General features: G+C 52.1%; 23 protein-coding genes. 1 reads left to right on the top strand and 22 read right to left on the bottom strand.

Annotation, left to right across the window (positions count from 1 at the left end; genetic code table 11):
* Positions 1–11: 11 nt before the first annotated feature.
* From ACSF8X_RS06535 to flhB, 9 genes are all read right to left on the bottom strand, one after another.
* A complete protein-coding gene (locus tag ACSF8X_RS06535; RefSeq protein ID WP_047878720.1) occupies positions 12–1190 on the bottom strand; it encodes a protein-glutamate methylesterase/protein-glutamine glutaminase in 1179 nt (392 codons plus the stop codon).
* Positions 1191–1396: 206 nt separating this feature from the next.
* Positions 1397–3784, bottom strand: coding sequence for a chemotaxis protein CheA (locus ACSF8X_RS06530; protein ID WP_500850952.1), 2388 nt, complete (start codon positions 3782–3784; stop codon positions 1397–1399).
* Between the two features lie 9 nt (positions 3785–3793).
* The gene (locus ACSF8X_RS06525) at positions 3794–4513 is read right to left on the bottom strand and encodes a protein phosphatase CheZ (RefSeq protein WP_047878722.1); all 720 of its coding nucleotides are present in this window, start codon (positions 4511–4513) and stop codon (positions 3794–3796) included.
* A gap of 29 nt (positions 4514–4542) precedes the next feature.
* Entirely contained in the window at positions 4543–4914 is a 372-nt protein-coding gene (cheY, locus tag ACSF8X_RS06520) for a chemotaxis response regulator CheY (protein ID WP_047878904.1), read from the bottom strand.
* Between the two features lie 53 nt (positions 4915–4967).
* A complete protein-coding gene (locus tag ACSF8X_RS06515) occupies positions 4968–5687 on the bottom strand; it encodes an RNA polymerase sigma factor FliA (RefSeq protein WP_047878723.1) in 720 nt (239 codons plus the stop codon).
* Positions 5680–6567 (bottom strand): MinD/ParA family protein, encoded by an 888-nt coding sequence (locus ACSF8X_RS06510; RefSeq protein WP_047878905.1) that lies wholly within the window; start codon positions 6565–6567, stop codon positions 5680–5682. Before ACSF8X_RS06510 ends, ACSF8X_RS06515 begins: the two co-directional genes overlap by 8 nt.
* Positions 6560–8233, bottom strand: coding sequence for a flagellar biosynthesis GTPase FlhF (flhF, locus tag ACSF8X_RS06505; protein WP_500850951.1), 1674 nt, complete (start codon positions 8231–8233; stop codon positions 6560–6562). Before flhF ends, ACSF8X_RS06510 begins: the two co-directional genes overlap by 8 nt.
* A 93-nt stretch (positions 8234–8326) precedes the next feature.
* Positions 8327–10426, bottom strand: coding sequence for a flagellar biosynthesis protein FlhA (flhA, locus tag ACSF8X_RS06500; RefSeq protein WP_047878725.1), 2100 nt, complete (start codon positions 10424–10426; stop codon positions 8327–8329).
* A 189-nt stretch (positions 10427–10615) separates the two neighbouring features.
* Entirely contained in the window at positions 10616–11746 is a 1131-nt protein-coding gene (flhB, locus tag ACSF8X_RS06495) for a flagellar biosynthesis protein FlhB (RefSeq protein ID WP_047878726.1), read from the bottom strand.
* A 346-nt stretch (positions 11747–12092) separates the two neighbouring features.
* On the opposite strand from flhB, the gene ACSF8X_RS06490 reads away from it, so the two are divergent.
* On the top strand, positions 12093–13703 hold the full coding sequence (locus tag ACSF8X_RS06490) for a methyl-accepting chemotaxis protein (RefSeq protein ID WP_500850950.1): 1611 nt from the start codon (positions 12093–12095) through the stop codon (positions 13701–13703).
* A 91-nt stretch (positions 13704–13794) separates the two neighbouring features.
* Here ACSF8X_RS06490 and fliR read toward each other — a convergent pair whose 3' ends face one another.
* The 13 genes from fliR to fliF form a co-directional block, all read right to left on the bottom strand.
* Positions 13795–14577: a flagellar biosynthetic protein FliR gene (gene fliR, locus ACSF8X_RS06485; protein WP_500850949.1), complete on the bottom strand. Its 783-nt coding sequence runs from the start codon at positions 14575–14577 to the stop codon at positions 13795–13797.
* Between the two features lie 10 nt (positions 14578–14587).
* Positions 14588–14857: a flagellar biosynthesis protein FliQ gene (fliQ, locus tag ACSF8X_RS06480; RefSeq protein ID WP_047878729.1), complete on the bottom strand. Its 270-nt coding sequence runs from the start codon at positions 14855–14857 to the stop codon at positions 14588–14590.
* Positions 14854–15642 (bottom strand): flagellar type III secretion system pore protein FliP, encoded by a 789-nt coding sequence (gene fliP, locus ACSF8X_RS06475; RefSeq protein WP_047878906.1) that lies wholly within the window; start codon positions 15640–15642, stop codon positions 14854–14856. The genes fliQ and fliP overlap by 4 nt, the downstream gene beginning before the upstream one ends.
* A gap of 82 nt (positions 15643–15724) precedes the next feature.
* Entirely contained in the window at positions 15725–16138 is a 414-nt protein-coding gene (fliO, locus tag ACSF8X_RS06470; protein WP_047878730.1) for a flagellar biosynthetic protein FliO, read from the bottom strand.
* A gap of 9 nt (positions 16139–16147) precedes the next feature.
* Positions 16148–16537, bottom strand: a complete 390-nt coding sequence (gene fliN, locus ACSF8X_RS06465) for a flagellar motor switch protein FliN (protein ID WP_047878731.1) — start codon at positions 16535–16537, stop codon at positions 16148–16150.
* Positions 16537–17592 carry a flagellar motor switch protein FliM gene (gene fliM / locus ACSF8X_RS06460; protein WP_500850948.1) on the bottom strand — a complete coding sequence of 352 codons (1056 nt, stop codon included), beginning with the start codon at positions 17590–17592 and terminating at the stop codon, positions 16537–16539. The genes fliN and fliM overlap by 1 nt, the downstream gene beginning before the upstream one ends.
* A gap of 7 nt (positions 17593–17599) precedes the next feature.
* Positions 17600–18106 carry a flagellar basal body-associated FliL family protein gene (locus tag ACSF8X_RS06455; protein WP_500850947.1) on the bottom strand — a complete coding sequence of 169 codons (507 nt, stop codon included), beginning with the start codon at positions 18104–18106 and terminating at the stop codon, positions 17600–17602.
* A 130-nt stretch (positions 18107–18236) separates the two neighbouring features.
* Complete coding sequence (locus ACSF8X_RS06450; RefSeq protein WP_500850946.1) at positions 18237–20117, bottom strand: flagellar hook-length control protein FliK; 1881 nt, start codon at positions 20115–20117, stop codon at positions 18237–18239.
* A 71-nt stretch (positions 20118–20188) separates the two neighbouring features.
* The gene (gene fliJ / locus ACSF8X_RS06445; RefSeq protein WP_047878734.1) at positions 20189–20647 is read right to left on the bottom strand and encodes a flagellar export protein FliJ; all 459 of its coding nucleotides are present in this window, start codon (positions 20645–20647) and stop codon (positions 20189–20191) included.
* Positions 20648–20702: 55 nt separating this feature from the next.
* Positions 20703–22022 carry a flagellar protein export ATPase FliI gene (gene fliI / locus ACSF8X_RS06440; protein WP_047878735.1) on the bottom strand — a complete coding sequence of 440 codons (1320 nt, stop codon included), beginning with the start codon at positions 22020–22022 and terminating at the stop codon, positions 20703–20705.
* Entirely contained in the window at positions 22022–22924 is a 903-nt protein-coding gene (fliH, locus tag ACSF8X_RS06435; RefSeq protein WP_084722211.1) for a flagellar assembly protein FliH, read from the bottom strand. Before fliH ends, fliI begins: the two co-directional genes overlap by 1 nt.
* Positions 22925–22954: 30 nt before the next feature.
* Positions 22955–23995 carry a flagellar motor switch protein FliG gene (fliG, locus tag ACSF8X_RS06430; protein WP_047878736.1) on the bottom strand — a complete coding sequence of 347 codons (1041 nt, stop codon included), beginning with the start codon at positions 23993–23995 and terminating at the stop codon, positions 22955–22957.
* Complete coding sequence (gene fliF, locus ACSF8X_RS06425; RefSeq protein WP_500850945.1) at positions 23988–25736, bottom strand: flagellar basal-body MS-ring/collar protein FliF; 1749 nt, start codon at positions 25734–25736, stop codon at positions 23988–23990. The genes fliG and fliF overlap by 8 nt, the downstream gene beginning before the upstream one ends.
* Position 25737 lies beyond the last annotated feature (1 nt).

Genomic DNA, 25737 nt, shown 5'->3' with positions numbered 1-25737 from the left:
TACGGTCTCCTTTAGGCCAAGCCAACCTCAACCAGGATCCGCTCGGCAATTCTGTCCAGTGGCAAATCTTCGGTTGAAATCCCCGCCTTGGCAACCGCCTGTGGCATACCATATACCACACAGCTGTCTTCGTCCTGGGCCCAGATCGTCGAGCCGCTGCTCTTAAGCATACGCGCCCCTTCACGACCGTCAGCCCCCATACCGGTCAATACCATCGACAAGACTTTGTCCTGATAGACCTTGGCGGCAGAGCCAAACGTAACATCAACACACGGCTTGTAGTTCATACGCTCACCGCCGTCGATAACCCGCAGCCTAGCGGCGCCCGGACGTCCATCAACCATCATCTGCATACCGCCCGGAGCCAAATAGGCCATACCCGGCTTCAGGGTATCACCGTCTTCAGCTTCCTTAACACCAATCTTACACAGGTTGTTAAGGCGTGCGGCAAAGGCAGCGGTGAACGTCGCCGGCATATGCTGGATAAGAACAATCGGATAAGGGAAATTGGCCGGCAGCTTTGTCAGAATCTTTTGCAGCGCAACCGGACCGCCGGTTGAAGTACCGATCGCCACCAGTTGGTATTTCTTGCCCGTGGCCTTGAAGCGCAAAGCCGGGCGGGCCGCTGCTGGTGTAGGTGCAGCAGCAGGGCGAGCCGGCTGGCGCATCGCCGAGGCGGCAGGTGCTGCCGTGCTAGCCTGTGCACGCTGGTTAGCAGCGCGTAAGGCTTCAGATGCAGAGCCAGATGATACTGGAGCCGCCGCAGGACGGATATTGCGACGCATGAAAATGCGTTTGCGAGCCAGTTCACTAACGCGCTTTTGTAGCAATGACACTGCCTCTTCGCGATTGCGGGCAATGTCTTCAAATTTTTTCGGCAGAAAATCCAGTGCCCCGGCATCCAATGCATCAAGGGTCGCACGGGCACCGTCATGGGTCAGCGACGAGAACATCAGGATCGGCGTCGGGTTTGACTGCATGATTTCACGTACTGCGGTAATACCATCCATGACCGGCATTTCAACGTCCATAGTAATGACATCAGGCTGCAGCTGTTGCGCCATCGCAACCGCTTCTTTCCCGTTTACCGCATTGCCAATCACTTCAAGGCGAGGGTCCGCACTGAGGATTTCGCTGACGCGGCGACGGAAAAAGCTCGAATCATCAACGACTAATACTTTTACTGCCATGTTGAATTGTATCCCGTTTCTAACACCCGCACGCCTTGCTGATATCAAGTGCGTCGGGTTGCAACTATAAGCTGAGAATAAACGACAAAGACGCTTTTCTATGAATGCCTAGTCAACCTGCCGGTATTCCGGCAGGTTGGCTAGCAGAAGGCTAAGCGCCTGGGCATAACGCGCCAGATCCGATCGGATCCGACACTCAGCAGGCCTTAGCGCCCGGCATAGTGCTTAAGCAAGTTAGGCACATCTAGGATAAGGGCGATATGACCATCGCTGGTGATCGTCGCACCCGCCATGCCCGGGGTGCCCTGCAGCAATTCGTCCAGCGGCTTGATTACCACTTCTTCCTGACCAATCAAGGTATCAACCACAAAACCAATACGCTGGTGGCCAATCTGAACAATCACTACGTGGCCATGGTCTCGCTCGCGTTTTGGCAAGCCAACACCGCATAGCCAGTCCTGGAGATAGAACAGCGGAATGGCCTTGTCGCGCACGATAATGGTCAACTGACCGTCAACCAAATTGGTCTTGCGCAGGTCAAGGTGGAAAATCTCATTCACACTCGCCAACGGCAAAGCGAATGGCTGCTTGGCCACGCCCACCATCAGGGTTGGCAAGATAGCAAGCGTCAACGGTACCTTGATGTCAATCCGAGTACCTTTACCTAGTGCGGAATCGATAGAAATCGAACCGTTAAGCTGGCTGATACCGGTTTTCACCACGTCCATGCCAACGCCGCGACCAGAAATATCGGAGATCTCTTTCTTGGTCGAGAAGCCAGGGGCAAAGATCAAGTTATAGCACTCGGTATCCGTCAGGCGCGATGCCGCATCGGTATCCATCACCCCACGCTCAACCGCAATCGAGCGCAGTTTGTCTGGGTCCATACCGCCGCCATCATCTTCGATAGTCAACAGGATATGGTCACCTTCCTGTGAGGCGGAAAGCAGAACGGTACCTACTCGCGGTTTACCGGCTTTTTCGCGCACCTCAGGCATTTCAATACCGTGGTCAACCGAGTTTCGCACCAAGTGAACCAATGGATCGGCCAGAGCCTCTACCAGGTTCTTGTCGAGATCGGTTTCCTCACCGCGCAATTCCAGCACGATGTCTTTTTTCAGGCTACGGGCAAGATCGCGTACCACACGAGGGAAGCGGCCGAATACTTTCTTGATTGGCTGCATCCGGGTCTTCATCACCGCGCCCTGCAAGTCAGCAGTCACCACGTCAAGGTTGGAGACAGCCTTCGACATTTCTTCGTCGTTGCTGTTCAGACCAAGGCTGACTAGGCGGTTACGCACCAATACCAGCTCACCGACCATGTTCATGATGGTATCGAGCGTAGAGGTATCAACACGAACTGTTGCATCACCGGCCTTCGCCCTCTCCTTACCTGCTGCAGGCTTGGCACGACGTTCCGGTGCTGCTTGCGCTGTAGACTGCGCCACAGCTGCCATCATTGATGGCGGAATTTCAATCGGCTCAACCGCCGGCTCTTGAGATGCAGCCGCGGCCAAGTCAGCCACTAGGCTATCAAGCTGGGCATCGGCACTGTCGTTACCGATCATCTCGGCAACCGTCATGGTGGCCATTTCCAGCTCTTCAGCCGCAGGCCCTTTACCAGCACCATGCAATTCGTCAAGCAGGCGTTCAAACTCGTCATCAGTCATCAGGTCATCATCACCTGATGCTGCAGCTGACACTGGGTTTGAAACAACTGGCGATTGAGGCTTAACAGTGTCAGTCACTGTTGCCGAAGCCGCAGGGATCACTGAGTCATCCGCGCCCGGAGCTTTACCTGTACCGTGCAATTCATCGAGCAAGCGCTCAAATTCATCATCGGTAATATCACCGCTTTCAGTTTGGATTTGGCTGATAATATCGCCAGAAGCACTACCCTGCGATGGCATTACCGAAGCAGCTGCACCCAGTGCAGGTTCGATCGCGGCATCAGACTCGGCTGATGGCCCCTTGCCCATGCCATGAAGCTCATCAAGTAGACGTTCGAATTCATCCTGAGTGATGTCATCCACGGAATCACCGGCAATCGCATGCTGAGCCTGCTCATCCATAACGGCAGGGGCATCATTCGATACCACTTCCGGAGCGGCTGGCGGCATCTCCACAGCGACAGGCGCCGGAACGTCTACCACAGGAGCAGCAGCTTCAACAACCGGTGCTGATTGCGCCAATTCTTCCGCTGTCGGTGGCTGGCTGAAACGATGCAAGGCATCAAGCAACGCTGGATCCGCCGCCTCGACTGGCTCGCGATCCTGTACCTGACCAAACATCACGTTGATGGTATCCAATGCTTCGAGGATCACATCCATCAACTCAGGCGTCACACTGCGCTTACCTGTACGAAGTAGGTCGAAAATGTTTTCTGCGCCGTGACAGGCCTCAACCAATTCGGTCAGCGAAAGGAAACCCGCACCGCCTTTTACCGTATGGAACCCACGAAATATTGCATTTAGCAAATCCGCGTTCTCTGGGCTGCGTTCAAGCTCTACTAACTGCTCAGACAGCAACTCCAGAATTTCCCCGGCTTCGATCAAAAAGTCCTGCAGGATATCTTCGTCTAAATCAAAGCTCATAACATTCCCCTAAAATCCTAAGCTCGACAACAAGTCATCAACGTCATCTTGAGTTGACATCACATCCTCACGAACTTCGCTATTGACGATTGGACCTTCCGGCGACAGTACGCGTTGCTCTCGCAACAGTTCTGTACGGTCTTCCTGCTCCATGCCAAATGCCTTGAGGATTTCGACTAATTGATCTTCCACTTCGTGAACCAGTTCAATAACCCGGCGGATAATCTGCCCGGTCAAGTCCTGGAAATCCTGTGCCATGAGTATTTCTGTCAACTGGCTACGCAACACGGTACTGTCACTCTCGACCTGAGTGAGCAGTCCCTCGATGTCATGGCAAAGCGACTTGAATTCCTCAAGTGCGATTTGCCCACCCATCAGGCGCTGCCAACGTGGATGAACCTGTTCTAATGTCTCGCCCAATTGTTCGGCCAGCGGTTGAATACTATCAACCGCATCCATTGTTTTATTGGCCGCCGCTTCCGTTTTATCAATCACGAAACTTAGACGGTCACGGGCATCGGGGATCTCTGTTTTTGCAATATCACAAATACGTGGATCAAGGCGGAAATCAACCAGCGAATCATGAAGCTGGCGAGTTAACTTGCCGACTTCTGCAAGTACCGGATCACGGTTATCGGACACTAGACGATTCAGCATGGCATTGGCATCATCCTGATTGCCTTCCTCTAGCATGCTGACAAGCTGCTTTGCCTGATCAAGTGTAATCATTGTTGTTATTATCCTTATGCCCGGCAGTCTTACTGCATACGTTCGAAAATCTTATCCAGCTTCTCTTTCAACGTTGCAGCAGTAAATGGCTTAACGATATAACCGTTTACGCCAGCCTGCGCAGCTTCAATGATCTGCTCACGCTTGGCTTCTGCAGTAATCATCAGAACAGGTAGATGACGAAGCTCCGCATCGGCACGGATGTACTTAAGCAGATCGATACCTTGCATGCCTGGCATGTTCCAGTCAGTCACGACGAAATCAAAATCACCTTTTTTCAGCAATGGTAATGCCGTCAATCCGTCATCCGCCTCGTGGGTATTGTTGAAACCCAAGTCACGCAGCAAGTTCTTAACAATACGGCGCATTGTCGAGAAGTCATCGACAATCAGGATTCTCATGTTTTTGTTCAAAGTTGCCTCCACTGAGGTCGCAGTGTTTTGTTTAATGGTTATCACACAGTCCACGCTTTGAGCTTGGACCGCAATCGTTGCATCGCCTGACTATGTATCTGGCAAATCCGGGATTCACTTACCCCAATAACGGCCCCGATCTCTTTAAGATTCAACTCTTCGTCGTAATAAAGAGACAAGACCAAAGCTTCCCGCTCAGGTAAGGTTTTGATGGCCTCCGCCAGCGAATGGCGAAAATTATCATCTACAACCCCCTGAAATGGAAGATTTTCTTCGAGAGATTCCTCATTTGCCACTGCATCTTCGGAAACTCCGATATCATCTATGCCGATCAACCTCCCACAATTGACATCATTGAGGACCTGATAATACTGGTCGAGCGTCATTTCAAGATACTCGGCGATCTCCTGATCATTAGGATCTCGCCCCAGTTGGCCTTCCAATATCGCCAGTGCTTCGGTGATCCGGCGGCTGTTCTTGTATACAGAGCGCGGCACCCAATCGCCGCGCCGGATATCATCAAGCATCGCGCCACGAATCCGGATCCCGGCAAAGGTTTCAAAACTGGCCCCTTTGCTCGGATCATAATTCTGCTGGGCTTCAAGCAGGCCGATCATCCCGGCCTGAATCAAATCTTCTAGCAGCACGTTTGGTGGCAAACGTGCCATTAGGTGGTGGGCTATCCGCTTCACCAACGAGGAATAACGCTCAATAAAGGCTTGCGGGCTCGGTTGATATCCATATGCCAACGCCTTATTCACAGGCCACTACCTCTTTTGCTGTTCGTTTTACCAGTAGACGCTCGACAAAAAATTCCAGATGTCCACTCGGGTTTTGCGGCACAGGCCAAGAACAGGCCTTGTTAGCCAGCGATGTCATCGCCAACGATGCGGGACTGCGTGGGAAAGCATCCACAACTACCCGCTGGCACTTCACCGCCTGACGAACACGATCGTCAAGAGGGATACAGGCTACCAATTCAAGATTGGCATTCAAAAAGCGCTCGGTTACCCGAGTCAACTTGGCAAACAAATCGCGCCCTTCACGATAGCTGCGCACCATATTGGCAACAATCTTAAAGCGCTGTACATCATATTCGCGGCTGAGAATCTTGATCATCGCATAAGCATCGGTGATTGACGTCGGCTCGTCGCACACCACCACCAGTACATCTTGAGCTGCACGCGAAAAGCTCAACACCATATCGGAAATACCGGCCGCAGTATCAACCAGCAACACATCGATATCGTCCTCAAGGTTGCTGAAAGCGCGGATCAAACCCATATGCTGAGCCGATGTGAGCTCAGCCATACCTTGGGTGCCCGATGACGCGGGGATGATTTTCACCCCATGCGGCCCTTCGACCACGATGTCTTTGAGATCGCACATACCGGCCAGAACATGCGATAAATTTCGCCCTACACGCAGGCCCAGCATCACATCGACATTAGCAAGACCAAGATCGGCATCAAGCACCATTACACGTTTTCCCTCACGTGCCATGGCAATTGCCATATTTAGAGCAACATTGGTTTTTCCCACGCCTCCCTTGCCGCCAGTAACCGTGATCACCTTGGTAGAGGTTAGCTGTGTCATACGGCGCAGGCCGCTAGCTTGATCATACATGCTGTTCTCAATCATAAAAATCTGCGGCTTGATCATCAGAGCTATCGCTAGCCCAGAAATGGGACTGCTCACTTAACTCTTGTTCTAGTAGTTCATTAGCCCGGGCAACAAGGTAATTCCCTGTCGCAACCTTGATGTCTTCCGGCACCCGCTGCCCATCAGCCAAATAGGCGACCGGTAACGCATGCTGGATTGCAGCACAAATCACCTCGCCAAGACTGAGTGACTCATCCAGTTTGGTCAGCACACAGCCCGATAACGGGATACGGCGAAAATGTTCAATAGTTTCTTGAAGCACCCGACGCTGTGCCGTGGCAGGGAGAACCAAAAAGCTGCGAATTTTCGACCCGCTGTTTTGCATCAAAGTATCAAGCTGTACCGACAATCGAATGTCGCGCTGCCCCATCCCGGCCGTATCAAGCAAAATCAACCGACGATGACGCAACTGATGTAGAATATCGGCCAGTTCCTCTGCATCTTTAGCAACGCGGACCGGACAGCCCATAATTCGACCATATGTGGCCAATTGTTCGTGGGCACCGATACGGAAAGTGTCCGTGGTGACCAAAGCAATTTGCTCCGGACCAAACTCCATCGCGGCACGGGCGGCCAACTTGGCAATCGTCGTCGTTTTGCCGACACCGGTCGGCCCCAGCAGTGCAACGACACCGCCGAGCTTCAAAATACTGTCGTCGCTGATCACCAACTGGTCAGCGAGAAGGTCAAGCAGTGCCGGCCATGCCTCATTGGCAGGGACATCTTCCGGGATATAACAAGCTAGCTGATCCGCAAGTTCCGGCGACAAGCCCATTTTCTCCAAGCGTTTGATCATCATCGCCCGCATCGGCTCACGACGTTCGACCTCTTGCCACATCAAGCCTGATACCTGATGTTCAAGCAGGCGGCGAAGCGATACCAGCTCATGACGCATTGAGGCTATTTCATCGAAGTTCTGGCTAGCCGAATTGGCATCATAGCGCGACGGATCAAGGCGGTTACCGCCAAACTGGCTGCCACGGCTAGTTTCTGCCGCAGCGGAAGCTGAGTACTCATCATGGCGGCTATTCATTTCCGGTTGCGCTGATGAATAGCGATAGTCCCCTGAATCCATGCCGTGAGAGCCCCGTTGACTACGTGGTGAGTTATAGCCTTGACGCGACGGCTGCTGGGGCTTGCCAGCCCAACCCTCATGGTCGTCATAACGGCTATCACGAGGCTCATACCCCCGCGACTGGCGTTCATTACCGCGCTCCTGCCCATGATGGTCGGCAAGACGAGACATCTCCTGATGGCGCGCGGGCTGATCGCGGTGCTGGGACTGCCGCTTGAGCAAGGCCGACAGTGAGTCAGCTTCACTTTCAGCCTCTGTGCCAGCGTCGGCACTGTCATTACGGGCAAAGCGGTTTAGTACATTGGCAAAACGACCGCCACTTTGTTGCAGCTGCACCTTATCGTCAGCCAATTTTCGTTTGGCTTGCCCTAGGCTTTCTGCCAGCCCCTGTCGGTTTGAGGAGGACGCTGGCGACGATAAGCTAGGCGCTTCGGCATCAACGGCAGCGACAATCTCGACGCCGCCATTGACCTTCTTGTTTGACATGATAACCGCGTCAGCCCCGAGCTCTTCCTTCACTTGGCTCAAGGCGGCTCGCATATCCTTTGCAAAAAATCGTTTAATCTTCAAAGTTGTAATCTCGACTTATCACGCAACGGTGCGCACTAGCACGGCTGGCCTGTACCAGCTTGCGATTGTCCCGTTTATCACAGGCACTACGGGTTATTGGTTACCGACGGCGTGAACAATACGAATCTGCTTCTCATCCGGTATCTCCTGATAAGAGAGTACCCGCAGCGAAGGGATTGTGTTCTTGACGAACTTGGCCAGCGTCGAGCGCAACATGCCTGATGTCAACAGGACAGCAGGCTCACCCTTGAGCTCTTGCTGCTGGGTGGCTTCGGTCAATGAGCGCTGTAGACGTTCTGCAAGACCAGGTTCAATACCAGTGGATTCACCACCGGATGACTGCATGGTTTTATGCAAAATTTGTTCCAACTCTGGGACAAGTGTGATAACCGGCAATTCTGGTTCTATACCATTGATTTCTTGGCAGATAAGTCGTTTCAAGCTAATACGTACGGCAGCCGTCAAAATGTCAGGATCTTGACTCTTAGTGGAGTACTCAGACAATGTCTGGACAATAGTGCGGATATCTCGGATTGGGATCTCTTCATGAAGCAGGTTCTGCAGCACCTTCACCACCACACCCAGCGGCATCTGATCAGGCACAAACCCTTCAACCAGCTTAGGCGTACTCTGGCCCAACAATTCAAGCAGGTTCTGAACCTCTTCATGGCCAATCAATTGAGCGGCACAGTTGGTCAGGATTTGGCTCAAGTGGGTTGCCAGTACGGTCGCCGAGTCAACCACGGTATAACCCAGTGCCTGAGCATGCTCTCGCTGAGACTGAGTGATCCACACCGCCTCCAGGCCGAAGGCCGGATCCAAGGTCACTTCACCATCAATGCTGCCAAATACCTGGCCCGGGTTAATGGCCAGTTCCATATTCGGATGGATATGGGCTTCACCGCACGCGACCCCCATCAGGCTGATACGGTAAGTGTTTGGCGGCAGCTCTAAGTTATCGCGGATATGAACTGGTGGGATCAAAAAGCCAAAGTCTTGTGACAGCTTCTTACGGACACCCTTGACGCGTTCAAGCAGTTCACCGCCCTGCTCTTTGTCCACCATAGGGATCAAACGGTAGCCCACTTCAAGACCGATGGTATCCACCGGCTGGACATCCTCCCACGACAGTTCTTTTTGGGCGGGCTGCACGGCCAATTCGGTCGCTGGCGCCTCAGCTTCGGCTTTGGCGAGCTGTTCGGCTTTCTTGATTCGCCAGTACGCCCCCGCGCCGATCAGTGCTGCTAGCAACAGGAACGGGATATGCGGCATACCCGGTACGATACCCATGACAAACAAAATCACCCCGGTGATCACCAACGCCTGCGGGTTGTTGAACATCTGGAAGATCATCTGCTGGCCCATGTCTTCGTCGGTATTTTGACGAGTCACCAACATCGCAGCGGCAATTGACAACAACAATGAAGGGATCTGAGCAACCAGACCGTCACCGATGGTCAACAGGCTATAAATCTGCAACGCTTCGCCAAAACCAAGACCATGCTGACCAATACCGATCACCAAACCACCGATGATGTTGATAAACAGGATCAGGATACCGGCAATGGCATCACCTTTTACGAACTTCGAGGCACCGTCCATCGAACCGTAGAAGTCAGCTTCCTTGGTCACTTCGCCACGGCGGGTACGCGCCTGCTCTTGGTCAATCAGACCGGCATTCAAATCGGCATCAATCGCCATCTGCTTACCCGGCAAGGCATCAAGGGTAAAACGGGCGCTCACTTCAGAAATACGGCCGGCACCTTTGGTAACAACCATGAAGTTAATGATCATCAAGATAAGGAAGACAACCAGACCGACGGCATAGTTACCGCCAATTACCACTGAACCGAACGCATCAATCACCTGACCGGCGGCCCCCGGCCCTTCATGGCCGTATAGCAGAACGACTCGCGTCGACGCAACGTTCAGCGCGAGGCGGAGCAAGGTCGAAATCAGCAGCACGGTCGGGAATGCGGCAAAATCGAGTGGGCGGCGGGTATATACCGTCACCAGCAACACCACGAGCGCGAGTGCGATATTGAAAGAGAACGCCATATCAAGCAGCACCGGCGGCATTGGCAATACCACCATTGCCAATGCTGAAAGAACGATGACAGGGGCGCCAATGGCAGGCATCGACTGCAGGCGAGAAAGCGGGAGCTTATCGGCAAAAGGAACTGAAAGTTTCATTTAATACTGCTTGGTGCTTAGCGTTATTCAAGCCGCTATTCTAACGGCATATGTTTAAAAAGAAATAAACCCAATTCGAAAGTGAGTGTTTAGGTCAATTAACCACCTACTTATTGATAAAAATATTCCCAATAAGTCTTTCGAAAAAATACCGTCAATATTTTGACGACTCACTATCCAGAAAAGAGATTAATACTGGTAGCCTGTTGGGATCTTGTTCGCGTCCTTAGATAGGACAGGCTTGCGCCCTTGGCCTTTACGGTACTGCTTCAATTGGAAAATATAAGCCAACACCTGCGCTACGGCAGTAAACAGCGCGTCGGGCACTTGCTGTTCAATCTCCGTCGTATGGTAAATAGCACGGGCTAGCGGTGGCGCCTGCACAATATCAATACTGTGCTCATTGGCTATTTCACGTATTTTCAGCGCCATGAAGTCCGTTCCCTTAGCAACAACAACAGGTGCGGAATCAATTTCAGGATCATAACGCAAAGCCACCGAGAAGTGCTCAGGGTTTGTCACAACAACATCGGCGGTCGGCACATCGGCCATCATCCGGCGCTGAGCCATTTCACGCTGAAGCATCCTGATCCGGCCTTTGACCTCGGGTTTACCTTCACTATCTTTATATTCGTCTTTGATTTCCTGCTTGGTCATTTTTAATTGCTGACTGTGCGACCACATTTGATATGGTACATCGATCGCCACAACAACCAATAAAGAACAACAAATGAGCAAAACAAAGCGCAATAATATATCGAGCGCATGGAAAATATTCTGAGGATAAACCTCTACAGTAAGCTGAAACAGATCCGTGAGGCTGGCACGCAACAAAATAAATGCCACACCACAGACCAATGACACTTTAAGAATCGATTTAACCAACTCAACCAAGCTCTGCTTACCAACCATCCGCTTGAGACCATTAAGCGGACTGAGCTTCGACATCTTCGGCATTGCAGCCTCTGTCGAAAACTGCACGCCGCCAAGCCCAATCGCCCCCAGCGTTGCAGCGATAAACAAAAAGGCCAGCACAATAAATAACGGTCCAATCACATGCCAGACAGCCGCCCCCATCGCCGCGAACAGTCGATTAAGGTCAAACACATCCTCCCGTGACAGGGAAAACAACTTGGTCATCATTTGGGCCATACTGGTAGCCAGCGATTCCCCGAACCACATCAGGCTCACGGCGCCGGCCACCAATACGGCCGCTGAAGCTAATTCTCTTGAGCGCGGTACTTGCCCCTTTTCCCGCGCCTGCTCAAGCCTTCGGGGCGTGGCTTCTTCGGTACGTTCCTGCCCGTCACTGTCTGACATAATCTCTCAGTTCGGCTTTTACCGACTACCCTATTCGTTGGCGCTATTATATCCACAAGATACGGCTATTCAACGCTATTTAGGCGCATTACCGATACCTGTCTTTTAAGTTCGTTGCAAAGAAAATACCACCAACAAATACAACACGGTTATTTAACATCTCATACTGTGAGAATTTGAGGTATTCATGACCCATCAGGAAGACGTCTTTTTCAAGAGCAATCCTTTGCTATCTCTAAAACAACAAAATAAGCACTGTTTTGCACAATTCCTATTAAGTAATTCGTACGCTGTGTCGTTATGATCCCTTTTTTAAGCTTTCTACGAACGACAGGCTGTACATACTATGCACACTGTAAAACACAAACTTTACGCTGGCTTTCTCAGCGTACTGATGATCATGGTACTCACCGTCGCCATCAGCGGTTATGAAGTTTACCGCTCCCATCGTATCGCCGAAAAAGTTCGCCTAGACGACACCCTTAGCCTCCAGCTCTACTTATCCCTCATTGATGATGCTGGTGATGTTCACCGCGATGCATTACTGGCTATTAACGGAGATAAAAGTTCTATTGCCGATTACGAGTCAAACAAACAGCAGTTTTTCGATGCTTTCATCAGACTCGAAAAAATCAAAAGTGGCGTTCCAGCTGATATTCGCAGGCTGAATCTCATCCGCCAGCATTTCACCGCTTTCACATCCCAATTCGAACAACAGATCATTCCGGCAATCGGTATTGCGTCAGTAGACAACCTATTTGCCAATTTGGAAAAAATCGACAAATCCACCCTATTTTTACTAGAAGACGTGCTGGATATTGCCTCAAATGCCCAGCGCACCGAAGCCCAAAATGGCCTAAACACGCTTGAACATTCATTAGAAACCATTGAAATGACTATGTTCTTGCTGACCCTAGCTGCTTTTAGCGCTGGCTGCTTAATAGCTTACTTACTGGCACGATCAATCACTAGCCGCTTAGAAAGCCTCAACCACATTGCGCAACAAGTCGCCGCGGGTAATCTGTCACTACCGCCACTGACAATAAGCGGAAATGATGAGTTAACCACGCTAGGGAATTCGATTTCCCAAATGCAGAACTCATTGGTCAGCCTTATCAGTGCGATCGCCTCGGTATCAAACGATATTCAATCAACCACGACAACCTTGACCGAGGCCAGCCGCCATATCGTCGAAGGTACAGCACAGCAAGCTGAAAAAGCCAACCTGATCGCGACGGCCTCAGAAGAGCTAACACTGACCATTACTGAGGTTGCGGAGCAAACGCACACCACGGCCGAACATGCCCAGCAGTCAGAACTGGCAGCCGTCGATGGCCGGAGCACCATCGTCACTATGGTCGATAGCATCCAACGCGTGTCTGTCCAGATGCAGGCAATGTCCACCAATATCGAACAGCTTGATGCCAACAGCGAAAAAATTGGCAGCGTTATCCGAGTTATCGAGGATATCGCCGCGCAGACTAACCTGCTGGCTCTCAATGCCGCCATCGAAGCAGCCCGAGCCGGAGAGTTCGGCCGTGGCTTTGCCGTCGTTGCCGATGAAGTCAGAGCGCTGGCCGAACGCACAACCAAGGCAACCCAAGAAGTCGCAGGGATCATCCAAACGATTCAGACCGGGATGGCCGAAGCGGTCAGCTATACCTCAGACAGCTGCCAACAAGTGGAAAATGGCGTCAACGAGAGCCACGGCGCGGTTGCCGCCCTCGAGCAAATTGTCACCAGCACCAGCCAGGTTCAAGGCATGATCAATACCATCGCCACCGCAACCGAAGAGCAATCTGCCGTGACCCGAGAAATTGCCACCGATATCACCTTCATTAACGATATTGCCAGCCGTTCCCTTGATCTCAGCAAAGACAGCGACAGCGCCGTTACCCAGCTAGAGCAAAAGGTCACCGACTTAGATCAGCTAATCAGCCGCTTCAAACTCAATTAATCTCAATTGATAGTAAATATATAAACGAACGGGGAAGCTGATGCTTCCCCGTTTTGATGATGCTTGCGGTATTCCGGTGAATATCGGACGGTTAACAGTCCACCCCAATCAAACTGCAAATTTGCCCAACGCCCAGCGTCCAGGCATTCTCATACTGGGGCAAGATACCCGCCACCAGAAACCAGCTGATCACAAAACCAAGCAGCAGGGCAAACGAAAAGCCCAGCGAGAATATGTTCAACTGCGGGGCTGCACGGGTCATGACCCCGAAAGAGAGGTTAACCGTCAGTAGGGCAATAATACCCGCCAGTGAAATATTAAGACTGAGCTTAAACATAATCCCGAACCAGCCGGCCAACTCATAGAAATGCTGGGGCTGAAGCATCGCCTTGCCGATCGGCAACGTCTGAAAACTCATCACTACCATCTGAAGCAGGGCCAAATGACCGTCAGATGCCAAAAACAACATCACTGACAGCATCATATAGAACTGGCCCAATACTGGCGTATTCTGACCATTGGCCGGATCGATCATCGAGGCAAAACCGATACTAGACTGCATCCCCAAGATCTGACCAACCAAGACAAACACTTGGCTGACGAACTGGGTAACAAAGCCCATCGCCACACCGATGATTACCTGCTGCCCCACGGTCAAGAATCCCTGAAAAGACAGCAGGGCAATCTCTTGCGGCACCTTCGGCAGCACCGGCATTACGGCAAACGTGATCGCCACCGCCAAGTACAAACGCAATTTCGGCGAGACAAATCGGTCACCGAAGAAGGTCATGACCATCATCATCGAGGAGATGCGGGTCAGCGGCCAGAAAAAATTGGCGATCCAGTCAAGTAACAAGGCAGAGCTGAAATTCATCCGGGCATGCTCAATACAGGATCTGCGGAATGCGCTCGATAATTCGGAAGAAGTAATCCATCAACATCTGGGTCATCAAGTGGCCGAAAAACATCAGCGCCAGCAAGGTTACAATCAAACGAGGCAAAAAGCTGAGGGTCTGTTCGTTGATTGAGGTCGCCGCCTGAAAGACCGCGACCACCAACCCGATCAGCAAGCCCGGCACGATAATGGCGCAAACCATAATCAGCACCATATAAAGGGCTTCTTGGAAAATTTCTACAAACGCTTCTGGGGTCATGTCCCAAAGCTCCCTGCAAGGGTCGACAAGATCAGGTTCCAACCATCAACCAGCACGAACAACATCAGCTTGAACGGCAACGAAACAATCATCGGCGACAGCATCATCATACCCATCGCCATCAGTACCGACGCAACTACCAAATCGATAATCAAAAACGGCAGAAATAACATAAAGCCGATCTGGAATGCCGTTTTCAGCTCGGAAGTCACAAATGCCGGAACGAGCACTGTCATCGGAACCTGTTGCGGATCCGTCGCCGTCGAACCAGACATATTGACAAAGGTTTCAAGATCCTTGACCCGGGTCTGCTTGAGCATAAACTGCCGCAATGGATCCTGAGCCGCTTCGAGTGCCGCACCGGCTGTGATCTGCTCATTGATATACGGCTGAATGGCTTTGGCGTTAATCTGGTCGATCACCGGCGACATAATATAAAAGGTCAGAAACAAGGCGATGCCGATGATGACCTGATTCGATGGTGTCTGCTGTAAACCCATTGCCTGTCGCAGGATCGACATCACCACCACAATCCGGGTAAAAGAGGTCATCAGAATGACCATCGCCGGCAAAAAGCCGAGCGCGGTCATCATCGCCAGAATTTGCAAGGAAACCGAGTAGTCTTCGCTACCATCCTTGTTGACCGTCACCGAGAACGCCGGGATACCGCCGCCCCCCTTGGTGAGACTCATCTGGGTCGAGCCCGCTTCGTTCTGCATCTCTTTGAGTGTTACACTCTGAGAGAGATCACCTGACGCCATTGCGCTATTGGGCGCGACAAACATAAATGCCAGCAACAAAACCGCTACTGCCACCCATTGATTGACACGCATCTGCCAGCCTGCCGGTACACCTACAACCGCCATATTATTGTTTGCCATGTTTGCCCATCAGCTTGCCCAGATGGGCGGCAAAATCATTCCCCCCCTCAGTCTCATCAGGCTGCAACGGGGTATCGAGTTTACTCAGCAACGAAATATTGTGCTGAGTGATCCCCACCACCATCTGCTCCTCGCCGACCTGCAGCAGAACGATCCGCTCACGCTGGCCAACCGCAATCTGGCGCAGGATCTTGAGGCCGCCAGGCCCGCCCTGAACACCCGGTAATCGCATCCGCTTTAGCAGCCATGCCAACACCACAATAATCACCAACACCAGCATCAAAGAGGCCACCGATGTGGCTATGTTCAAATCAGGTGCATTGGTGACGGCTGTGGTTGTGGTTCCGGCAGCTGCCGGCATCGCAAGCGTTGCCAACAGCGCTAACGCCAAGGTCTTCATCCCCGCTCCTTAGCGCAGTTTCTTAATACGTTCAGTTTGGCTGATCACATCAGTCAAACGAATACCGAACTTATCATTGACCACGACCACTTCACCGTGGGCGATCAAGGTACCGTTGACCAAGACATCCAGAGACTCACCGGCCAAACGGTCAAGCTCAACCACCGAACCTTGGTTCAATTGCAGCAGGTTACGAATACTGATCTGGGTACGGCCGACCTCCATCGAGATCGTCACCGGAATATCCAAAATCGTATCAAGCTTGCGTCGCTCATCGTCACCGATTGGCGAAGCATCATCGATCAACTCCTCAAGAGGAGCAGGCTGAGCGCCTTCATCGTTAGTTTGCTCAGTAAGGGCCGTTGCCCAATCATCAGCCGATTTTTGATCGTTTTGCATTATGTTCTACTCTCTTCATAACTATCCCGATTGGCATTGAGCAGCGCTGAGCTGAGCTCATCGCGGTCAAGGAACGACAAGTCGCTCTTAACCAAATCAGGGCGTTTCATTTTTTCAATAATCTTCAAGGCAACATTATCACCAGCACGGCCCATCTTGGCTCGATACGTTGGCAAATCCTCGACAAAGACCGTTGCCGTCTCAGGGAGATCAATCGGGATCACATCGCCGGCTTGAAGCTCCATCAAGTCACGTAAAGTCAAATCCACATCAAGCAGCTTGGCTCGCAGGTTAACCGGTACATCCATGATCTCATCGCGTAGCGCCTTGCTCCAGCGGACATCGGTATCCATCTTGTCACTCTGAACACCGGCATCAAGCAGTTCGCGGATCGGCTCCACCATCGAGTAAGGCATCACCATATGGAAATCACCACCACCACCATCGAGCTCGATATGGAACGAACTGACCACGATGACTTCCGTCGGGCTGACAATATTCGCCATTGTCGGGTTTACTTCTGAGTCCAAGTACTCAAATTCAACCCCCATCACCGGTGACCAAGCCTCGCGGTAATCTTCGAATATCAACTTAAGCAGCATCTGGATGATGCGTCGTTCGGTCGGGGTGAATTCCCGGCCTTCAATCTTGGCGTGGAAGCGGCCATCACCGCCGAAAAAGTTCTCCACCAGAATGAACACCAACCGAGCTTCCATCGTGATCAGCCCCGTTCCCTTCAGAGGACGAAAGCGCACCATGTTAAGACTGGTAGGTACGTACAGCGAGTTTTGGTACTCACCGAACTTAATCATCTGGACGCCGTTAATCGAGACTTCGGCCGTTTTCCTGAGCAGATTGAACAGGCTAATTCGCATATGGCGGGCAAAGCGTTCATTGATCAGCTCGAGGGTGGGCATTCGCCCGCGAACAATTCGGTCCTGCGAGGAAAAATCAAACGAAATTACCCCCGACTCTCCACCACTATCATTGTCATCGACATCATCGACCCCATGAAGCAGAGCATCAATTTCATCCTGGGTTAATAAATCACTCACGTTGAACCTATTGCATTACAAAACCAGTAAACAGAACTCGCTCAACAACCTGCTGACCCGAGACTTTGAGCAGTGTGCTTTGCAGCGCGGTCTTAGCCAAGCGGCTAAGCTCCGTCCGGCCATTGGGGCTGCGAAGTTGCTCGACCGTTGCCGCCCCAAATGTTTGCAGCAAGGTACTTTCAATCAGTGGCAGGTGCTGGATAGCAACACGGTCATTATTTTTCCCTCGCACCAGCAGCTGGACGGAAATCTGCACCATCCGGTCTTGGCTGTCGCCCAGCACGTTAAAGATAAAGGGTTGGGGGATGGTAACATAGTAGGCTTCGCCTTCTACATCCGCGGCCTTCTCTACGCTACCGCGCCCATTGCTGCCCATGATGATCTCACGCGCGCCATCCTTCTTGTTCTCCAAGACAGCCCAAGTACCTATCGAACCAACAACGATAAGCAGCAAGGTAAATGCCAGCACGATCAACTGTTTTTTTCTTTCTTCTTTCTTGGCATCAATTGCCATTTTTCAACCCTTCTGTACCACGGCTTATTTCCTGAGCCATCTCTATTGTGTCCCCCGCCATTATGACGGGTTCATTAATATCTGTCTTAATCCTACGTTTTCAGCACTCGCGCTATATACAGTATGTGCACTAGGCGTAGTAATCGACTCCATCGTCCGGTTGGCTAACCCACATTGATGCAGGTTCCGCAGTGCTATGCTGACCATCACCAGAAGGTAAGCCGCTGTTTGTAGCATGACCGCGGCCACCAGATTGACCGGCTCCGCCCTGCTGAGCCTGCTGCTGTTGGGCTTGTTGCTGGAACTGCCCCGCAGACTGGCGGCCATCATCTTGCTGTACGCTGCCTTGAGCTAGCTGCAAGCCTTGTTGAGCCAGCATTTCACGCAACCTTGGCATCGCATGCTCGACCAAATCCCGAGCTTGCGCATTGGCTACCGTAAACTGCACATTGGCCTGATCGTTGTTAACGCTCAACTTGATTTGCAACTTTCCAAGCTCTGGTGGGTCAAGGCGAATATCAACGTGTTTCAAGTTCTTGGAGACCATCACCTGCACTCGTTCAGCCAGTTCATCATGCCCTTGAGATTCACTCAGTTGCAGTGGCGGTTGCTGATTGGCCACTTGGCCTGATTCTGCTGACATTCGGTTCGAACCCGTTGCACCAGATGCCGTCAGATGCTGGGTCGCCAACGAGGCATCAGATTTGGCCAGTGTCGCATCGGCCATCATGTGCTCGCCTTTAGCCGCACCGCCTGCAAGCAATGAGATATCATCAGCCGTCAGAGAATTTGCCGCAGTATCAGACGTTACTGGGGCTTCGCCCCCCAATGCAGGCTGCTTATGGCGGGTAAGGGCCCGCTCAAGATCAGCCGAAACCGTTGAGTCAGACTTAGCCGCGGTATCGGGGGCCGCTTGTGCCGCCACCTTGCCATCCGCCACCTTGCTATCCACCGCCTTAACATCAGCCGACTGGGACGCTGCTATTTTGGCAGCTAACTCTTTATCAGTGCTTGCTTCTTTACCGATAATTGCATCTTTGCTGATATCAGTACCTTTGCCGGCAGCCGCTTCTTTACCTATAGCGACGTCTTTGCCAGTAACCGAATCATCACCGGCCTGATCGCCCTTAACCGCCTTATCGGAAACAAAATTGCCCGACAGCAGACGAGACAGAGCACTCAACGCATCCCCATCGGCGGAAGCATCAATATCAGCCGGATTCTCAACATCTGTCTGATTCTCGGCGGGCACGCCTGTCCCCTCTTCAACCATTGCCTGCGCAGCAAATAGCGACAGGCCATCCGGCAAATCCTTGCCTTTAAGCTGCAACTTGGCCTGCATTGAGAATTCAGAAGGAGAATCACCAGCTTGTGTGATTTCGGCCACCACATCGCTTTGCGTCACGCTTTCACCATCGGCCAACTGACGGCTCGATGCTGATAGATGCTGCAAAAACGCAAACACATCGGCAACAGCCTGCTCTGCATCATCAGTACTATCAGAATCGTCTGCTGTTTTATCTACGCTCAAATCTGCCGCTTTGGCCGCCCCCACGGAGGAAGACGGTACATTCAAGCCATCACTCACTTGACTGAGATCAGATGGTGTATTGGCCTCATCGACGTTTTCGGCATCTAATGCCGACGTATCCTCAACGGCCAACTCACTCTCCGCACCCGGTACAGAGCCACTCTCCACCGCGCTCTCATCCGTTATGCCATCAATAACCTCACCGTCTATCAGCTCGCTATCTTCTGATACTTCACCAGAAACTGCCTCATCGTGCTCCGAGGAAGAGGGTAACTGCACGGAGGATTTAGCATCCTTCGCCTGCTCGGGAGTGCTTTCGTTCAAAATGCTTTTCAGGCTTTGGAGAAAATCCAAGCCCTCACCACCAGATGACGACACATCGCCTGCCACCTGTTCTCCGGCCCCACTTTTACTTGTGCTCGCTGCCCCTGTCGGCGCAGCTGGCGCGGAAGGCATCTGTGAAAATAAAGAAGAAAGCATAGTTAATCATTCATGTTGGTGATGGTTAGCTTTTTCAAAGCAAAAAGTACGCCATATTATACACTTTGACATTATTGCTCAGAACGCCGATTGGCCATCAAACGAGCAAACTGCAAGGTCGAAAACTCATCCATCAGTTTCTGTTCTTGCTTTTCAAGCCTGAGCTGGCGCTCGTGCTGTTTTTTCTCCAGCAGCCATTCGATGGAACGACGCTGCTTGCGAGCATCCTGCCACTGCCCACTGCATATTTCGACCTGCTGCTCAAAATGCCGACCAGCCTCTCGCTGCCTAAGCAGTGTCTCATCAAGTTGGTTGAGGAACTTCTGAAGATGGTTGTAGGCACTGGCTGACAATCCCTCCATACCGCGTTCAGACAGCTGACGGCAATAATCAAATCGATATTGCTCAATTTGGGCTAGCTGTTCACGGTAGCTATCGAGATCAATCCGCGCCTGATTCAGGGCTAAAGATGCCTGATGCTCATCCTCTTGCGCGCGCTCGAGGATCAATTGTAACGATCGGTCAGACATATCAATTCAGCTTTGGGGGTTGCAGTAACAGCGACATCGCCGCTCACCTCGATTATCACCCGCCCAATATAGAGCGGAGCATATTGACGCACATCGCATAAGGAACAGATTCCTTCATGGTCTGCTGCAGGTAGCCATCCAATTTCGGTTTGAAATGGAACGCCTGATCAATGGACTGATCGGTTCCGGGCTTGTACGCCCCAATCGAGACCAGATCTTGGTTCTTACGGCAAATCGACAAAATTTGTCGCACCGCTTTCGACATCAGCATATGCTCTTCGCTAACAATGGCAGGCATTACCCGGCTCACAGAGCGTTCTACATCAATCGCAGGATAATGACCCGCATCGGCCATCTCCCGCGACAATACAATGTGACCATCGAGGATCGCACGGGATGCATCGGCAATCGGATCTTGCAGATCATCGCCTTCGGTCAATACGGTAAAAAATGCAGTTATCGAACCTTGGTGCTCGCCGCCATTACCAGCCCGCTCAACAAGAGCCGGTAGCTTGGCAAACACTGACGGCGGATAGCCCTTGGTCGCTGGCGGCTCGCCGACAGACAGCGCGATCTCGCGCTGGGCCTGGGCAAAACGGGTCAATGAATCCATCAGCAACAAAACGTCCAGCCCTTGGTCACGAAAGTATTCGGCAATCGTCAGAGCCGTCTGGCAACCTTTAAGACGCATCAACGGCGAGGCATCAGCTGGCGCGGCCACAACAACAGCACGGGCCCGACCTTCAACACCGAGGATCTCATCAATAAATTCTTTAACTTCTCGGCCACGTTCGCCAATCAAACCGACCACCACAACCTGTGCTGTGGTGCCTCTGGTCATCATCCCGAGCGTCACCGACTTACCGACACCCGAACCGGCAAACAGGCCGATACGCTGGCCCTTGCCAACAGTCAACAGACCGTTTATCGCTTTGAGGCCGACATCAAGCGGCTCTTTAATCGGCTTTCTCGCCAATGGGTTAATCGGTTCGGCGTTGAACGATGCTCGCTCGGCGGTATAGATCTCACCCATCCCATCAAGGGGATTGCCAACACCGTCAATTACCCGGCCGAGCAATTCCATTCCGACAGGCAAGCCTGCCGCCTGCAATACCGGCGTCACTTTGGCCCCCGGCATTACCCCTGTCAGCTGTTCGCTCGGCATTAAATAAAGCGTCTCGCCAGAGAAACCGACGACTTCGGCTTCCATCTCGCCAGTCAGGGTTTCTACCTTGCACAAGCTACCGAGCGGAGCCCGGCAACCAATGGCCTCAAGCGTCAGGCCGACAACACGCACAAGGCGACCGGACGCGACTGGTTTGTATCCCAGCTGATCAGCCTGATAGTGAGAAAGGCGCTCTGCCAACGATGCCATTATGCAGGCTCCGCAGCAGAAGCTGTCTCTGATAAGGCATCATCTTGCTGATGGGCAGACTCTGCGTCTGCCGCTTGCTCAGAAACAGGCTCTGGTTGGTGTTCGGTCGCTGCCAACTGCTGGCTATTACGACCGATAAATTGAGTCAGCACCTGCCGGATACGCTGCTCCATCGGGAAATCGACCGTCGATGTTCCACTGGCAAGATGAAGATCACCACGATTCATCGCGGGCTCGCCCTGCAACGACCATTGGCGCTCAGCAAGATTATCGTCACCATACGCCTCGCGCACCAGTGCCAAATCTTCGGGATGCAGCTGGATAATGACCTTCTGGCCTGCCACCGGTAGGGCAGCAATACCCTCTCGGATCGTCTGCAAAATAACCTGCGGGTTAATTTGCAGTTCAACCTGTACCAACTCACGGGCCATCGTGGTCACCAGACGGATCAGCTGACGCTCGACTTCGCCATCAATTTTTGCCAACGGTGTGGCCAACTGGTCGGCCAACTGAACAAGCACGGCAGCTTGCTGGTTGATTTGCGCCTGCCCATCTTCAAGGCCCTGCGCCAGACCTTGTTCAAGACCTTGGGCATGACCTTGCTCGAAGCCATCGGCAATACCCTGCTCATGCCCTTGGCTGTAACCCGCCTCACGACCTTCGGCAATGCCTTCTTCAAAAGCTGACTGGCGGATTTCATCCAGATCCGCAGCCGTCAACGGCGGCGGCTCAGGCTCTTCCAGTTCTTCGACCGCCTCATCATGCCACGACGGAACATAGTTCAACGCGTTCTCGCTGGAAAGCGGAACCTCATCGGAATAATCTGGGTAAGCCCAGCGTTCTAGCTCCTGAGCCTGATGGTCGGCAACCCGGAGAAAACCTCGGCGTTGTTCAGTGGACATAACCCAACCTGTTTAGCTTGCTATCAATCATTAAAGGTACTCTTCAGCACCGCCGCCACTTAGCATCAACTCACCGGAATCAGCCAAACGACGGGCAACAGATAGGATCTCTTTCTGTGCAGCCTCGACATCGGCAACCCGGATAGGCCCCATCGCATCGAGGTCCTCTTGCAGCATCTCGGCAGCACGCTTGGACATATTACGCAAGAACTTGCCACGCAATATATCGTCGGCTCCCTTGAGGGCTTTTTGCAGTAGTTCCTGAGGCACATCGCGCAGCAGGATCTGGATCCCGCGGTCATCAACCTCGGCAAGATTGTCAAAGACAAACATCAGATCTTCAATCTGGGTCGCCAGATCCTCATCGTTGTCTCGAATCTGATCCATGAGCAACCCTTCAACATTGTTGTCTAGGTAGTTCATGATTTCAGCAGCAGCCTTCAAGCCGCCAATCTTGGCCGCCTGAGCACCAGCCTGACCAGCAAACTGTTTCTCCATGATATCGTTAAGTTCATGAAGTGCCGCTGGCTGGACTTCTTCCAGGTTGGCAATTCGCATCATCAGATCAAGGCGTACCCGCTCAGGGAACTGGGCCAGAATTTCAGCCGACTGCTCCGGTTCAAGATAAGACAAGACAATTGTCTGGATCTGCGGGTGCTCGTTGAGAATAATGCTGGCCACCTGACGAGGATCCATCCATTTCAACGAATCCAAGCCACGCGAACCGCTACCCATCAGAATCTGATCAACCAAGTTATTGGCTTTATCTTCACCCAACGCAGCAACCAGAGCATTACGGACAAAGTCCTCGCTACCCATGCCGATACTGGTATACTTCTGAATACTTTCAAGGAACAGGCGGTGAACCGACGACACCTTCTCCTGATTCAAGTCAGACATCGAGGCCATCACACCACCTACTCGCTGAACCTGCTTCGGTTCCAAGTAGCGAATAATACTGGCGGCATCTTCCTCACTCAGGCTGAGCAACAAAATTGCCGCTTTCTCGCTACCTTTCAGTGAGGAGACATCAAATTTAACTTCTTCAGTGGTCGCAATTTCATTAGCCATCTTCGTTTACCCAACTCTTCACGATCTGTGCGGCCAGATCCGGTTCGTTAGCCACCAAGGCACGAACCGCTTTCAACAACTCTTCATCTTTATGGAGGCTAGGTAGCTCAAGGGTGCTACCCAGCTCAAAGGCTTCAGCACCGTCAAGGCCATTACCAAGAAGATCGACATTATCACTATTGCCTGACTGATGAACTGGCATACCGTTTTCATCCAACGGCGTACCGTCGGCAGCTTGGTTCGGGTACGGCAGCTTGCGCATCGCCGGACGAACCATCACCAAGATCACCACCACAATCACAAACGCAGCCGCCAACCAGCGAATCCACGTATTAAAGTTAGGATGATCCCAAATCGGCAAGTTCGCGACCTGCTCAGGTTCTGGTGCGACAAACGCCACTGATAATACTTCGATTACGTCGCCACGCTGGTCGGAAAAACCAATACCACCTTTTAGCAAACGGCTGATCTTAACTAGCTCTGCATCGGTAAGCGGTACCTTGGTGACCTCTCCCGATTTTGGATCGACCGATTGCTTGTAATCCACGGCAACAGATACCGTCTGGCGCTGAACCGTACCCGTTTGGGCACGCTTGTGGCGAATGGTCGTATCCAATTCATAGTTACGGGTCGACTCGCGGTGGACCGAACCATCACTTGAGCCCTTGCCCGACTGAAGGTTAGCAATATCCTGCGGAATGGAACTATCAGCAGGTGGCTGATTGCTCAACGCGCCAGGAATACCAGCAACCACGTTACCGTTATTGTAATCTTCAAGCGTAAACTCACTGCGGGTTGCTTGATTGGACGGATCATAGCGCTTATGCGTTTCTTCCACTGCGCTGAAATCCATAGAGACATCAACCTGAGCGGTATAGTTACCCAAGCCCAATACCGGAATCAATATGGCATCAATTTTGTCGCGTAGGGCCTGCTCCTGCTTACGCTCAAGCTCGTACTCCTTACGCTGTGCGGTTGCGCTCGGATCCTCGCTGCCCGAGCTCAGCAAACGACCATGCTGGTCGGTCACGGTCACCCGAGTCGGCTTAAGCCCCGGTACTGCCGACGCCACCATGTCGACAATTGAATCCACTTCCTGCTGACCCAGCATGGCATTGCCACCTAGGGTTAAAAATACCGTTGCCGATGCTTCTTGGTTATGGCGCACGAATACGCTCTGTTTCGGCATTGCCAACAGTACTTGTGCCTTGCGGACCTGACGAATTTGCTCGATAGCTCGTGCCAGCTGACGCTCGCGACTTAGCTTAAGGCGTTCTTTCTCTAGTCTCTGAGAAACACCAAAACCCATATCCTGAAGCAAAATATCATCGCCTTCGTCGACCTTGGCGTCTAACCCAACGCGGGTCAGCTCCAACTTAAGGCTCGAATAATTTTCAACGGGAACCCGGATCGTGTTGCCATCAAGCTCGTACTGGATTTTCTTCTGGTCAAAATGGTCTAGGATCGGAATCAACTCACTGGTATCGTAAGTACCAAGCGGCCTCATTTCCGGCTCTTTGAGCCAAATAACAACCATGACGATAAGCGCCATGCAAATAGCGACCGACAACACCAATATAATCTGACGCAATAGGTCAAGGTTGCCGAGCATACCATTAACCCGCTTCGAACTTTTTTCTGCTTGGTCCGAACTGCTCAGATCTAGAGCATTATCAGTCAAAGCAGGCGCCGGGGCACTGCCAGCGGCGGCCAGCCCATTATTTGTAGAGATATCCGACACT

This window comes from Photobacterium panuliri (assembly GCF_059920555.1).
This window is presented reverse-complemented; position numbering and strand designations above follow the sequence as displayed.

What these genes read in the sequence shown, in the direction of transcription:
- ACSF8X_RS06455 (WP_500850947.1), bottom strand. Translation starts at nt 18,106, where the DNA reads ATGGCAATTGATGCCAAGAAAGAAGAAAGAAAAAAACAGTTGATCGTG.
- ACSF8X_RS06530 (WP_500850952.1), bottom strand. Translation starts at nt 3,784, where the DNA reads ATGAGCTTTGATTTAGACGAAGATATCCTGCAGGACTTTTTGATCGAA.
- fliN (WP_047878731.1), bottom strand. Translation starts at nt 16,537, where the DNA reads ATGCAAAACGATCAAAAATCGGCTGATGATTGGGCAACGGCCCTTACT.
- ACSF8X_RS06450 (WP_500850946.1), bottom strand. Translation starts at nt 20,117, where the DNA reads ATGCTTTCTTCTTTATTTTCACAGATGCCTTCCGCGCCAGCTGCGCCG.
- fliQ (WP_047878729.1), bottom strand. Translation starts at nt 14,857, where the DNA reads ATGACCCCAGAAGCGTTTGTAGAAATTTTCCAAGAAGCCCTTTATATG.
- fliJ (WP_047878734.1), bottom strand. Translation starts at nt 20,647, where the DNA reads ATGTCTGACCGATCGTTACAATTGATCCTCGAGCGCGCGCAAGAGGAT.
- flhB (WP_047878726.1), bottom strand. Translation starts at nt 11,746, where the DNA reads ATGTCAGACAGTGACGGGCAGGAACGTACCGAAGAAGCCACGCCCCGA.
- ACSF8X_RS06490 (WP_500850950.1), top strand. Translation starts at nt 12,093, where the DNA reads ATGCACACTGTAAAACACAAACTTTACGCTGGCTTTCTCAGCGTACTG.
- cheY (WP_047878904.1), bottom strand. Translation starts at nt 4,914, where the DNA reads ATGAGAATCCTGATTGTCGATGACTTCTCGACAATGCGCCGTATTGTT.
- ACSF8X_RS06525 (WP_047878722.1), bottom strand. Translation starts at nt 4,513, where the DNA reads ATGATTACACTTGATCAGGCAAAGCAGCTTGTCAGCATGCTAGAGGAA.
- flhA (WP_047878725.1), bottom strand. Translation starts at nt 10,426, where the DNA reads ATGAAACTTTCAGTTCCTTTTGCCGATAAGCTCCCGCTTTCTCGCCTG.
- fliH (WP_084722211.1), bottom strand. Translation starts at nt 22,924, where the DNA reads ATGTCCACTGAACAACGCCGAGGTTTTCTCCGGGTTGCCGACCATCAG.
- fliP (WP_047878906.1), bottom strand. Translation starts at nt 15,642, where the DNA reads ATGTTTGTCGCGCCCAATAGCGCAATGGCGTCAGGTGATCTCTCTCAG.
- fliO (WP_047878730.1), bottom strand. Translation starts at nt 16,138, where the DNA reads ATGAAGACCTTGGCGTTAGCGCTGTTGGCAACGCTTGCGATGCCGGCA.
- fliR (WP_500850949.1), bottom strand. Translation starts at nt 14,577, where the DNA reads ATGAATTTCAGCTCTGCCTTGTTACTTGACTGGATCGCCAATTTTTTC.
- fliI (WP_047878735.1), bottom strand. Translation starts at nt 22,022, where the DNA reads ATGGCATCGTTGGCAGAGCGCCTTTCTCACTATCAGGCTGATCAGCTG.
- ACSF8X_RS06510 (WP_047878905.1), bottom strand. Translation starts at nt 6,567, where the DNA reads ATGATTGAGAACAGCATGTATGATCAAGCTAGCGGCCTGCGCCGTATG.
- fliG (WP_047878736.1), bottom strand. Translation starts at nt 23,995, where the DNA reads ATGGCTAATGAAATTGCGACCACTGAAGAAGTTAAATTTGATGTCTCC.
- ACSF8X_RS06535 (WP_047878720.1), bottom strand. Translation starts at nt 1,190, where the DNA reads ATGGCAGTAAAAGTATTAGTCGTTGATGATTCGAGCTTTTTCCGTCGC.